At 67.6% G+C, this 12174-nt stretch carries 14 protein-coding genes; 11 read left to right on the forward strand and 3 right to left on the reverse strand.

Translation table 11 applies throughout. The features are described from left to right. The first annotated feature begins 33 nt into the window (after positions 1–33). The 11 genes from G4D77_RS23680 (at position 34) to purT (ending at position 9119) form a co-directional block, all read left to right on the forward strand. On the forward strand, positions 34–396 hold the full coding sequence (locus G4D77_RS23680; RefSeq protein WP_016451179.1) for a DUF4845 domain-containing protein: 363 nt from the start codon (positions 34–36) through the stop codon (positions 394–396). Next, entirely contained in the window at positions 397–1080 is a 684-nt protein-coding gene (rnc, locus tag G4D77_RS23685; RefSeq protein ID WP_012207060.1) for a ribonuclease III, read from the forward strand. After that, positions 1077–2111 (forward strand): GTPase Era, encoded by a 1035-nt coding sequence (gene era / locus G4D77_RS23690; protein WP_047326616.1) that lies wholly within the window; start codon positions 1077–1079, stop codon positions 2109–2111. Before rnc ends, era begins: the two co-directional genes overlap by 4 nt. A gap of 27 nt (positions 2112–2138) precedes the next feature. Then, complete coding sequence (gene recO / locus G4D77_RS23695) at positions 2139–2909, forward strand: DNA repair protein RecO (protein ID WP_016451180.1); 771 nt, start codon at positions 2139–2141, stop codon at positions 2907–2909. Beyond that, positions 2906–3679: a pyridoxine 5'-phosphate synthase gene (locus tag G4D77_RS23700; protein ID WP_016447784.1), complete on the forward strand. Its 774-nt coding sequence runs from the start codon at positions 2906–2908 to the stop codon at positions 3677–3679. The genes recO and G4D77_RS23700 overlap by 4 nt, the downstream gene beginning before the upstream one ends. A gap of 20 nt (positions 3680–3699) precedes the next feature. Then, positions 3700–4095, forward strand: a complete 396-nt coding sequence (gene acpS / locus G4D77_RS23705) for a holo-ACP synthase (protein WP_016447783.1) — start codon at positions 3700–3702, stop codon at positions 4093–4095. A 49-nt stretch (positions 4096–4144) separates the two neighbouring features. Next, positions 4145–5236: a beta-N-acetylhexosaminidase gene (gene nagZ, locus G4D77_RS23710; protein ID WP_016451181.1), complete on the forward strand. Its 1092-nt coding sequence runs from the start codon at positions 4145–4147 to the stop codon at positions 5234–5236. A 109-nt stretch (positions 5237–5345) separates the two neighbouring features. Next, complete coding sequence (locus tag G4D77_RS23715; RefSeq protein WP_016447781.1) at positions 5346–6443, forward strand: 6-phosphofructokinase; 1098 nt, start codon at positions 5346–5348, stop codon at positions 6441–6443. Positions 6444–6450: 7 nt separating this feature from the next. Continuing rightward, entirely contained in the window at positions 6451–7110 is a 660-nt protein-coding gene (locus G4D77_RS23720) for a DUF1294 domain-containing protein (protein ID WP_046239855.1), read from the forward strand. A gap of 18 nt (positions 7111–7128) precedes the next feature. After that, positions 7129–7791 (forward strand): HD domain-containing protein, encoded by a 663-nt coding sequence (locus G4D77_RS23725; RefSeq protein WP_047326617.1) that lies wholly within the window; start codon positions 7129–7131, stop codon positions 7789–7791. Positions 7792–7901: 110 nt separating this feature from the next. Beyond that, complete coding sequence (gene purT, locus G4D77_RS23730) at positions 7902–9119, forward strand: formate-dependent phosphoribosylglycinamide formyltransferase (RefSeq protein WP_016447778.1); 1218 nt, start codon at positions 7902–7904, stop codon at positions 9117–9119. Between the two features lie 67 nt (positions 9120–9186). Here the strand turns inward: purT and G4D77_RS23735 are convergent, their stop codons facing one another. The 3 genes from G4D77_RS23735 to G4D77_RS23745 form a co-directional block, all read right to left on the reverse strand. Next, positions 9187–9855: a mechanosensitive ion channel family protein gene (locus tag G4D77_RS23735; RefSeq protein WP_193726195.1), complete on the reverse strand. Its 669-nt coding sequence runs from the start codon at positions 9853–9855 to the stop codon at positions 9187–9189. Between the two features lie 108 nt (positions 9856–9963). Next, entirely contained in the window at positions 9964–11037 is a 1074-nt protein-coding gene (locus tag G4D77_RS23740) for a GGDEF domain-containing response regulator (RefSeq protein WP_016447776.1), read from the reverse strand. Between the two features lie 119 nt (positions 11038–11156). Next, positions 11157–12173, reverse strand: a complete 1017-nt coding sequence (locus G4D77_RS23745) for a hypothetical protein (RefSeq protein WP_047326618.1) — start codon at positions 12171–12173, stop codon at positions 11157–11159. Position 12174: the final 1 nt, after the last annotated feature.

Consider the following 12174-nt stretch of genomic DNA (forward strand, 5'->3'; position numbering starts at 1 on the left):
GCGCGAGGGATTCACATCGGAGGAGGAAAAAGCATGTTGACATCGAACAACCGGCGTTCGCGCCAGCGCGGTCTGTCCTTTCTGGGACTGGTGTTTGTGATTGCCCTGGGCGTGGGTGTGGTGGCCGTGGGCGCACAATCCGTGCCGGTCTTCCTGGAGTACCAGGCCATCGTCAAGGCCGCCAACAAGGCGGCCCGCGAAGGCAATTCCGTGGCCGAGGTCAAGGCCAGCTTCGAGCGTTCCGCCGCCATTGATGACTTCACATCCGTGAAGGGCGCAGACCTCGAGGTGACCAAAATCAATGACCGTGTGGTGGTGGGGTTCGAATATTCGCGCGAGATCCATCTCGTGGGCCCCGCCTACCTGACTTACCGTTTTAAGAAGCAGACCCAATAGGTGCCTCCCTTACTGAATGCGCTGCAGCTGAGGCTGCAGCATCAATTTGCCGAGCCTGCATTGCTGCAGCGTGCCGTCACGCACCGCAGTTTCTCGGCAGACAACAACGAGCGCCTGGAATTCCTCGGCGACTCGGTGCTGAATCTTGCCATTTCCAGCCTGCTCTACCAGCGGCTCAGTTCCATGCCCGAGGGCGATCTGTCCCGCGTGCGCGCCAACCTGGTCAAGGAAGGCACGCTGCACCAGATCGCGCTGAGGCTGCAGTTGCCCGATCTGCTGCGCCTGGGCGAAGGCGAATCCAAGTCGGGCGGCAAGCAACGCCCCTCCATCCTGGCCGATGCGGTCGAGGCCCTGATCGGCGCAGTGTATCTGGACGCCGGCTACGCTGCGGGCGAGAAGGTGGTACACCATCTCTTCGAGGGCGTGGACATCAACCCCCACATGCGCGCAGCCGAAAAGGATGCGAAGACGGCCCTGCAGGAATGGCTGCAGGGGCGGCGCATGAAGCTGCCGCAGTACGAAGTGGTTGCCACCACGGGCGCCGCCCATCGCCAGACCTTCGAGGTGGCCTGCGCGATTGCCGAGTTGCAACTGCAGGCCCGGGGAACGGGTGCCTCGCGCAGGGCCGCCGAGCAGACGGCTGCCACAGCCATGCTGGAACTATTGAAAGCAAGACACGCATGAACCAAGACAAACCCCCGGCGCCGACACAGACCGCCGCCGAACTCGACGCCCTGCTGGCTGCGGCCAAGCCCGGCGCTGGCGCAGCTCGCACGGCATCCGCTGCTGATGACACCCCGGCACCCGAGGTGCCGACCGGCCCGCAGCGCTGCGGCCTGATCGCCATCGTCGGCAAGCCCAATGTGGGCAAGTCCACGCTGATGAATGCGCTGGTGGGCCAGAAGATCAGCATCACCTCGCGCAAGGCGCAGACCACGCGCCACCGCATCACGGGCATTCGCACGCGCGCCGCGACGCAGTTCATCTTTGTCGATACGCCGGGTTTCCAGACCAAGCACAGCACGGCACTGAACAAGTCGCTCAACAAGACCGTGATGGGCGCCATCGGCGACGTGGACCTGATCCTGTTCGTCGTGGAAGCCGGCCAGTTCACGCTGGCCGATGCCAAGGTGCTGTCGCTGTTCAAGCCTGGCATCCCCACGCTGCTGATTGCCAACAAGCTGGACACCGTGGGCCGCCGTGCCGAGATCGCACCCTGGCTCAAGGGCATGCAGGAGCGCCATCCGTTTGCCGAATTCGTGCCCATGTCGGCCAAGAACAAGGGAGACATCGAACGCCTGTTCGGCATCTGCGAGAAGTACCTGCCCGAGCAGGACTGGATGTACGCCGCCGACGAGCTGACCGACCGCAGCGAGAAGTTCCTCGCCTCGGAGACCGTGCGCGAGAAGCTGTTCCGATTCACGGGCGACGAGCTGCCCTACACCTCCACGGTGGTCATCGACAAGTTCGAGGAAGAGGCCAGCAAGCAGCACAAGCGTTTCATCCGCGTGGCGGCCACCATCGTGGTCGAGCGCGACGGCCACAAGGCCATGATCATCGGAGAGAAGGGCGAGCGCCTCAAGCGCATCAGCACCGAGGCGCGCCAGGAGCTGGAAAAGCTCATGGATGCCAAGGTCTTCCTCGAAGTCTGGGTCAAGGTCCGCTCCGGCTGGGCCGACGACGAAGCCCGCGTGCGTTCGTTCGGCTACGAGTGAGCACCCTTACCGCAAGGCCCTGGGTCCATGGCTAGCGCCAAGCGTGTCTCGGACGAGCCGGCCTTCGTCCTGCACAGCTACGACTGGAGCGAGTCCAGCTTGATCCTTGAGGTCTTCACGCGTCACCGGGGCCGCGTGGCGCTGGCGGCCAAGGGCGTCAAGCGGCCGACCTCGAACTTTCGCCCCGTGCTGCTGCCGCTGCAGCCGCTGAGCCTGAGCTACAGCCTGGGCGGCGAGGGCAATGGCGAGATCCATACCCTCAAGGGCGCAGAGTGGGTGGGCGGGCATGTCATGCCCCAGGGTGACGCCCTGCTGTCGGGCCTGTACCTCAACGAGCTGCTGATGCGCCTGCTGGCGCGCGACGATCCCTACGCGGCGCTGTTCGACATCTATGCCGGTGTGGTGCGCGTGCTGGCAGGCCAGCATGGCGATGCCATCGAGCCCGTGCTGCGCACCTTCGAGCTGCTGCTGCTGCGCGAATTGGGCCATCTGCCTGCCTTGAATGAGGAAAGCGCCACGCTGGCGCCGCTGGCCGAGGGGCGTCGCTATGCGCTGGTGGCCGAAGGCGGCCTGCGCCCGGCGCTGCAGGGCGAGCGCGCCGTGCTGGGCGCTGCGCAGTGGCAGGCCATTGAAAGCGCGCTGCAGGCACGGCAGGCCTTCAACGCCACACTGCATGTGGTGGCCCAGCCCGAGGCGGCGCTGGCCCTCAAGCCCCAACTGAGGGCCTTGCTGCAATACCATTGCGGCAGTCCCATGCTGCGCACCCGCCAGCTGATGATGGATCTGCAATCGCTATGAATCTTTCCCACGCTTCGCAGCGCACGGCGCTGTCGGTCAATGTCAACAAGGTTGCGCTGCTGCGCAACACGCGCCATCTGGGCATTCCCAGCGTGACGCGCGCCGCGCGCATCTGCCTGGAGGCCGGTGCCCAGGGCATCACCATCCATCCGCGTCCCGACCAGCGCCATATCCGCAGCGAAGATGTCTATGAACTGCATGCGCTGATGAAGCATTGGCCGCAGGCGGAGTTCAACATCGAGGGCAACCCGACGCAGAACCTGATGGACTTCATCCGGGCCACGCGCCCGCATCAGGCCACCTTCGTGCCCGACAGCGAGGACCAGTTCACCAGCGACCATGGCTGGAACTTCCCGCAGGATGCCGAGCGCCTGAAGCCGCTGATCGCCGAATGCCGCCAACTCGGCGTGCGCGTCAGCCTGTTCATGGACCCGGTTCCCGCACAGATGGCCGCTGCGCGCGCCGCAGGCGCCGACCGGGTCGAGCTGTACACCGAGCCCTATGCGGCCGCCTGGGGCACGGCAGACCAGGAAGTTCAACTGCAGGCCTACGCGGCGGCGGCCCAGGCTGCGCTGGACGCCGGGCTGGGCATCAATGCCGGCCATGACCTCAGCCGCGACAACCTGGCCGCCTTCGTGGCGCGCGTGCCGGGCCTGCTCGAAGTCTCCATCGGCCATGCGCTGATCGCCGACGCGCTGGAGCTGGGCTACGCCCAAACCGTGCGCGCCTACCAGCAGTGCATAGACCAGGGCATGGCGGCGCGCGCCTGAAGCTTTCGCGGAGCGAATCCATGATCTACGGCATCGGTACCGACATCTGCGACGTGCGCCGCATCCGCGCCAGCCTGGAGCGCCATGGCGACCGTTTCGCCGAGAAGGTGCTGGCCGAAGGCGAACTGTCCACCTGGCGAGCCCGCCGCGCGCGCTGGCCCGAGCGCGGCATCCGCTTCGTCGCCACGCGCTTTTCCGCCAAGGAGGCCTTTTCCAAGGCCATAGGCATGGGCATGGTCATGCCCATGACCTGGCGCAGCTGCGAGGTCGTCAAGCTGCCCAGTGGCCAGCCAGCCATCGTGCTGCACGGCGCGCTCAAGGAATGGTTCGAGGCACGGAACCTGCAGGTGCACCTGTCCGTGACCGACGAGAGCGACTACGCGGCCAGCTTCTGCGTGGTCGAGCGCCGCGCCTGACACCCGGCCGGCGCAGCGCTGGCTTTTTTGACTCCACAGGATTCATAGCATGACCGAGCACGCACCCCTGATCATCGACATCGCCGGCAAGGCGCTCACCGACGCGGACCGCCGGCGCCTGGCGCATCCGCTGGTCGGCGGCATCATCCTCTTCGCCCGCAACTGGGAAAGCCGCGAGCAACTGGTGCAGCTGTGCGCCGATATCAAGGGCGTCAAAGCCGACTTGCTGATCTGCGTGGACCACGAGGGCGGGCGCGTGCAGCGTTTTCGTGCCGACGGATTCACGCATCTGCCGCCAATGCGCGCCTTCGGCCAGATGTGGATGGACGACGGCAAGGGCAGCAGGCAGCGCGAAGGCAGCGGCGCCCTGGCTGCCATGAACGCCGCCACGGCGGCCGGCTACGTGCTGGGCACCGAACTGCGCGCCTGCGGCGTGGATTTCAGCTTCACCCCGGTGCTGGACCTTGACTATGGTGCCAGCAGCGTCATCGGCGACCGCAGCTTCCACCGCGACCCGCGCGTGGTGGCGGCACTGGCCCGCAGCCTCATGCACGGCCTGCTGCAGGCCGGCATGGGCAACTGCGGCAAGCACTTTCCCGGCCACGGCTTCGTCAAGGCCGATTCGCATGTGGACATTCCGGTCGATGGCCGCAGCCTCACCGCCATCCTGGGCGAGGACGCCGCGCCCTATCCCTGGCTGTCCAGCGTGCTCACGGCCGTGATGCCGGCCCACGTGATCTACCCCAAGGTCGACAGGCGCCCGGCCGGTTTTTCCGCCAAGTGGCTCAAGGACATCCTGCGCAGCCGCCTGCGCTACGACGGCGCCATCTTCAGCGACGACCTGAGCATGGAGGGCGCGCGCCGCATCGACGGGCAACTCATCGGCTACACCGACGCAGCCCTGGCCGCACTGGAGGCCGGCTGCGACATGGTGCTGCTGTGCAACCAGAGCCTGGGCCTGGGCGAGCATGTGGACGAGCTGCTGGCCGGCATGGAGGCCGCGCAGCGCAGCGGCCGCTGGCAGCCCGATGCCGACAGCGAATCGCGCCGCCTGGCCCTGCTGCCGGAGACCGTGCCCCAGCCCTGGGACGATCTCATGCGCCAGCCGGCCTACCTCCAGGCGCTGGACCTGCTGCCTTGATGGATTGACGAGCGCAGCGGCTGGCCGGCTGAGGGCTGGCGGGCCTTGCAAAGGCTGTGCGGGCCATGGAGGACGCGCACGCCAAGTGTTTTCACAGGAGAGTTTTCCCATGCGCGTTGGCGTGCTGACCGGAGGTGGCGACTGCCCCGGCCTGAATGCGGTGATCCGTGCGGTCACCAAGTCCCTGATCAACCACGGCCAGTGCGAGGTACTGGGCATTGCCGACGGCTTCGAGGGCCTGATGCTCGACCCGCCCGGCGTCAAGCCCCTGGGCTGGGACGAGGTCTCGGGCATCCTGCATGTGGGCGGCACCATCCTGGGCACCAGCAACAGCGCCAATCCCCTGCGCGATGAGGCCACGCTGGAGCATGTGGGCCGAAATGTCCGGGCGCTGGGACTGGACGTGGTGGTGGCCATCGGCGGTGACGGCACCATGAGCCTGGCGCATGGCCTGGCCGAACAGGTGGGCCTGACCTGCGTGGGCGTGCCCAAGACCATAGACAACGACATTGCCAATTGCGAGCGCAGCTTTGGTTTCGACACCGCCGTGGCCACGGCCACCGAGGCGCTGCGCCGCATCGAGAGCACAGCCAACAGCCACCACCGCGTGATGATCGTCGAGACCATGGGGCGCCATGCCGGATGGCTGGCGCTGGAGGCCGGCATTGCCGGCGCGGCCGACGTCATCCTGCTGCCCGAGATCGATTACGACCTGCAGGCCATCGTGGATTTCTGCCGCATGCGCGAGCAGCGCCAGCGCTACACCATCATCTGCATCGGCGAGGGCGCCAAGGAAAGCGGTGCCAGCCTCACGGTGCGTGAGCGCATAGAGCAAAGCCCGGACCCCGTACGCCTGGGCGGCGTCGGCCATGTGCTGCGCGAGCGCCTGCAGCCCCATCTCAGGAGCGAGGTGCGCACCACGGTGCTGGGCCATGTGCAACGCGGCGGCGACCCCACTCCCTTTGACCGCGTGCTGGCCACCCAGTACGGCCACCATGCGGCGCAGCTGGTGCTGTCCGGCGGCTTTGGGCGCATGGTCACGCTGCAGGGCGGGCAGATCGGCAGCGTGGAAATCTCACGCGTGGCCAACACCCAGCGCACCGTGCCGCTGGACCACGGCCTGCTCACCATGGCGCGCGACATAGGCATTTGCCTGGGCGAGCCCCGCAAGCCTGCTGCGTCGCCGGCCGCCGCTGGCCGCCACTGAGCCCGCCATGCGGCAACAGGGGCGCATCACCGGCTGGAAGGACGAGCAGGGCTTCGGCTTCATCGAGCCCGATGGCGGCGGGGCGCCGGTCTTTGTCCACATCAAGTCCTTCACCGATCGCCGCCGCAGGCCCGAGGGCGGCGAGCGCGTCAGCTACGTGCCCGGCCGCAACGCCCAGGGGAAATGGCGCGCCCAGGATGTCGCCTTCATTGGCGAGTCCAGGAGCGGCCATCCGCAGCCTGCGCGGCGACGCCGTGCCGGCATGTCCTCGCGGCCTCAGTCAACTGTGCGAGGCCAGGTGGCAGTGGGGCTGGCCGCTGCCTTCTTCTGCGTGCTGATGGCCGTTGCCTGGATTGGCCGCATGCCCTGGGCACTGTTCGGCCTGTATGCGGCGGCAAGCCTGGTGACCTTCATGGTCTACGGATTCGACAAGTCCGCCGCCGTGCACGACCGCTGGCGTACCAGCGAAGGCCGTCTGCACCTGCTGGCGCTGCTGGGCGGCTGGCCTGGCGCGCTGCTCGCGCAAGGGCTGCTGCGGCACAAGTCCAGCAAGGCCTCGTTCCAGTTGGTGTTCTGGATCACCGTGGGGATCAACTGCGGCCTGCTGGCCTGGCTGCTGTCACCGGCGGGTGCGCCGTTGCGGGCTCTGGCACCCGGCATCTTCTGAAGACCCAAGGAGCAGGCGATGACCCAGGTTGGACCAGGGGCCGAAATGCCCAGCGCAAACGATGCATCGCTGCAGACCTGGCAGGCGTCCTGGGATAGCGCCTGGTCCGCACTGGGTGCCAGCGCTCCGCCGCCTGTGCTGGCCGAGTTGCTGCAAAGCTACAGCGAGCCCCAGCGCCACTACCACACGCTGCAGCATCTGGGCGAGGCCATGGGCCTGCTGCAGCCGGCGCTGGGCCTGGCCGCGCACCCCGGCGAGGTGGCGCTGGCGCTGTGGTTCCATGATGCCGTCTACGAAACCCAGGCCAAGGACAACGAGGCGCGCAGCGCCGACTGGGCCGTGGCCGTGGTGCGCGGGCAGGGCCTGCCGGCGGAGGTGGCCGGGCGCGTGCACGGCCTGATCATGGCGACCTGCCACGCGGCACAGCCGTCCGGGATCGACGCCCAACTGCTGGTGGATGCCGACCTGGGCATTCTGGCGGCCGACCCTCTGCGGTTTTCCGAATACGAGCTGCAGGTGCGGGCCGAGTACGAATGGGTGCCCTTGCCGCTGTACCGCGCCAAGCGCCGCGAGGTGTTGCTGGGCTTCATGCAGCGCGAGGCCATCTACTGCACCGACTGGTTCCGGCAACGGCTGGAGGTGCGGGCGCGGCGCAACCTCGCGCAGGCGCTGGGTTTGTAGGCGGCGCCTGTGTCGGCACCCTATGATCGGGGGCTGCTGCGGGCCGTGCAGGCCTGCCTCCCTCTCTTTCTTATCTTGCCCAGGCTCTGCCTGGCTCACCGGACGCGCAGATGACCACCCTTGGAACCCCTTACTCCCCCCATGCCACCAAAGTCATGCTGCTGGGCAGCGGCGAACTCGGCAAGGAAGTGCTGATCGCGCTGCAGCGCCTGGGCGTGGAGACGATCGCCGTGGATCGCTACGAGAACGCGCCCGGTCAGCAGGTGGCCCACCACGCACGCACCATCACCATGAGCGATCCGGCCCAGCTCAAGGCCTTGATCGAGGCCGAGAAACCCCACCTGGTCGTGCCCGAGATCGAGGCCATTGCCACGCCCATGCTCGAAGAGCTGGAAGCGGCAGGCGTGGTCACCGTGATCCCCACGGCCCGCGCCGCGCGCCTGACCATGGACCGCGAAGGCATTCGCCGCCTGGCCGCCGAGACGCTGGGCCTGGCCACCAGCCCTTACCGCTTCTGTGATTCGCAGCAGGAACTGCAGGCTGCCATCGACGGCACGGATGGCCAGCCCGCCATCGGCTTTCCCTGCGTGGTCAAGCCCGTGATGAGCAGCTCGGGCAAGGGCCAGAGCAAGCTGGACGGCCCGGACGACGTGGCCAAGGCCTGGGACTACGCCATGGCCGGCGGCCGCGTGAGCCATGGCCGTGTGATCGTCGAAGGCTTCATCGACTTCGACTACGAAATCACCCAGCTCACGGTGCGCGCCAAGGGTGCGGACGGCCAGGTGCAGACGCATTTCTGCGATCCGATCGGCCACATCCAGCAGTCCGGCGACTATGTGGAAAGCTGGCAGCCCCATCCCATGCACCCGGCGGCGCTGCAGAAGTCGCGCGACATCGCAAAGGCGGTGACCGATGACCTGGGCGGCCTGGGCCTGTTTGGCGTGGAGCTGTTCGTCAAGGGCGAGCAGGTCTGGTTCAGCGAAGTCTCGCCACGCCCGCACGACACGGGGCTGGTCACGCTGGCCACGCAGTGGCAAAGCGAGTTCGAGCTGCATGCGCGCGCCATTCTGGGCCTGCCCGTGGATGCCTCGCTGCGCAACCCCGGCGCCAGCGCCGTGATCTATGGCGGGCAGGATGCCGAAGGCCTGGTGTTCGACGGCGTGGACGAGGCCCTGGCCGTGCCGGGCACGGACCTGCGCCTGTTTGGCAAGCCAGAGAGCTTCGTCAAGCGCCGCATGGGCGTGGCCCTGGCGCGCGCCCAGGATGTGGAGCAGGCGCGCACCAACGCCAAGCTGGCCGCCAGCAAGGTCCGGCCGCGCAAGCCCTGAGGCGCTGCCCAATGACAAAGCCGCCGTCCCTTTGCCGGGCGGCGGCTTTTTTCATGGGGTGCCGGCCTTAGTTGGTCGTGTGCATGGGAGGCTGCGAGGGCTGGGCATCATGCGGCGTGGTCAGGCGGATGGCGCGCTCCTCCTCGCCATGGCTGGCATGCTCGCCATCCACACCCAGGCCGCCCTTCCAGCGCCGGACCACGCGCTGGAAGATCAGCGAGTTGGGGATCTGCAGCAGATTGGGTGAGCCATCGGGCGCATGGGCATCCTGCAAGGTGGTGTAGAGCATGTTGATGTCGATCACGCGGCCCTTGGCACCGGGCTTTTCGGCCGTGTCCAGCACCTCGATGTAGTCGCCCAGGCGAAAGGGCCCGACGATGACGATGAGCAGGGCGCAGAACAGGTTGGACAGCACGCTCCAGGCCGCAAAGAAGGCCACGGCGCCCACGGTGGCAAAACCGGTGAAGGCCGTCCACAGCACGGTGGCCGAGACGCCCAGGCGCTCCAGTACCAGCGGCACGGTGGCGGCGATGAGAATCCAGCGGAACACGCCGCGCAGCGGCACCAGCAGCTCCGGCGGCAGGCCGTAGTGCCTGCCCGCGCGTGCGATCAGCCGGCGAACCAGGCGATTGAGCAGCCAGGCCGCACCGATGATCAGCAGGATCTGGGCGCCGGGGATGATGAACTCCAGCCAATCCTGCATCCAGGCGGGCAGGTGCGCTTGAAAACGACGCATAACTTCAAACATTCAGGAAACAGCAATCCGCATTCAGGACCCGGATGCGCGGCTTGCGCGCGCCCGGCATTGAGCTGCGATCGTAAGCGCAGGCGCAAGGCCCGGCAGTCAGGTGCGGCGCTGCTCCACCGTGTCCATCTGCATCTCGAAGCTGAAGAAGCGGTCGCGCCCCTGCGCCTTGGCCGCGTACAGGGCCTGGTCGGCGCGCATGAGCATGGCTTCGGCGCTGGTGTATTCGTCGGGGACGCAGGTGGTGATGCCGCCCGACAGCGTGAGGCCCGATTCATGGGGTGAGTCGGGGTGGCGTATGCGCAGCACGCGCAGCATCTGGCCCACGGCACGCGCGAACGTCATGGCCCCCGAGCGTGGCGTGCGCGGCAGGATGAGCGCGAATTCCTCGCCGCCATAGCGCGCCGCCACGTCACGCGGGCGCACGCAGACCTCGCGCAGCAGGCGGCCTATCTGTTTCAGGCATTCATCGCCATGCACGTGGCCATAGGTGTCGTTGTAGCGCTTGAAATGGTCCAGGTCGCAGAGCATCAGCGTCAGCGGCTGGCCCTCGCGGCGGGCCGAGGCGATCTCGGCATGCAGGATGCGGTCGAAGCCTCGGCGGTTGACCAGGCCCGTGAGCTGGTCGAGCTCGACCATTTCGTTGAGCTTCTGGTTGGCCTCATGCAGCTCGGCCGACAGCGATACCAGGCGCCGGCGCATGTCCAGCAGGCGGCGCATGGCGCGCAGCTTGGCCACGAGCACGATGGGCTTGACGGGCTTGACCAGGTAGTCGTCGCCTCCGGCCTCGATGCCGCGCCACACGTCCAGGTCATTGTCCAGTCCGGACAGGAAGATGACGGGCGTCCACTCGCCGGGCTCGGCCTCGCGCAGCTGGCGGGCCACCCAGTAGCCGTCCTCGCCCGGCAGACGGATGTCGAGCAGCACGAGGTCGGGGCGCTGCTCGCGGAACAGTGCCAGGGCGCTGGGGCCATCGGCGGCCTCCAGCACGCGGGTCACGCCGGCATGCAGCAGCTCGCTGACCAGACTGGTGCGTACCGAGGCCTGGTCTTCCACGACCAGCACGCAAAACGGCGATGCCTCGTCCGTCGGCTTGGCGAAGCGCGCTCCGGTGGGCTCGATGGCGGGAGAGTCGGTGCTGTCGGTGGGCGAAGGTGGTGGGGCAGCGGGCATGGCCTTCAGGGTTGTGAGACCAGAAATGGGTCAGGGGGCTGCGCAGTACGCGGCATGGGGGTGGCGCCAGTGTAAGTCGGTCGTTGTATTCGTGTGCGATTGTGGATGCCCGGCTTTCTTCAGGCCAGGGGCAGGTCCGTGCGGGCCCGGCTGGCTTCGTCGTGCCATTGCACAAAGGCGTCGGCGGCCGCACACAGGCGTGGGTTGCCCAGTTGCTGCAGCAGCCTGCAAGCTGCAAAGCCCTGGGCTTTTTCGTCATAGGCAAGCGCCCACTGGCGGCGCTCTTGCCGCGTCTGCTCGGGCTGGGGCCAGCGGCGCAGCGAGGTGGACAGTCCGGTCAGGCCCATGCGCCAGGGCTTGCCCGATACGCGGGCGCGAAAGCACTGCTGGCGCTCGCACAGCAGGGCATAGAGCGGGTCCACCTGCAAGGCGTCGAACAACTGCGCGACGGCAGGGTCGTCGGGTGCGAAATCGGTATGCGTGACGATGACACGCAGGCCCTTGGGCGTTTCATAGACGCGCAGCCCCCAGTCGGCATGGCTTTGGTGGAAGGCCTGCACGCGCTCCATGGCGCGTGCGGGCGGCGAGTCCGTGGCCGCGCGCCGGCGCGCCTGCCGCGCCTCCCACCAGCGCTGCACGCGCCGCATGGCCAGGAACAGCAGCAGCACGACCAGCGCCGTGGCCACCATCCTCGAATTGTTCTTGTGCGGTGCCAGCCGGGCCAGCCAGGTGGCGGCCGAAGCCAGCAAAAGCAGGGTCACGACGGGAAAGCGCACAGCGCTCGGCGGCTCGGGCAGGTCGATATCGGCGATGGCCACGCGCTCGGTGTTCAGGCAGTGGGCGCCGTAGCTGTTGCGTGTCATCACCGTGCCGTCGCGCCGCTGCAGGACTTCTTCGCGTATGGGGGTGCTGAAGCCGTCGAGCGCGTACTCGTTCTTCCATTCCATGCGCGGCTCGCCTGGGGGCAGCGCCGCATGGCGGGCGTCTTGCAGGGCCTTGGCGGCACGCTCCTGGGCGTGGGCCTGGGCAGCCTCCTGGCTGGTGTCGGACCATCCCCAGCGCTGGACGGTGATGCCGTGGGTGGGGCGGCTTTCATGCCGCAGGCGCGCCTGCGCCCAGTAGGTGGGGATGTGCATG

It is taken from the genome of Delftia sp. WY8 (assembly GCF_018437695.1).
Classification (GTDB): domain Bacteria; phylum Pseudomonadota; class Gammaproteobacteria; order Burkholderiales; family Burkholderiaceae_C; genus Comamonas; species Comamonas tsuruhatensis.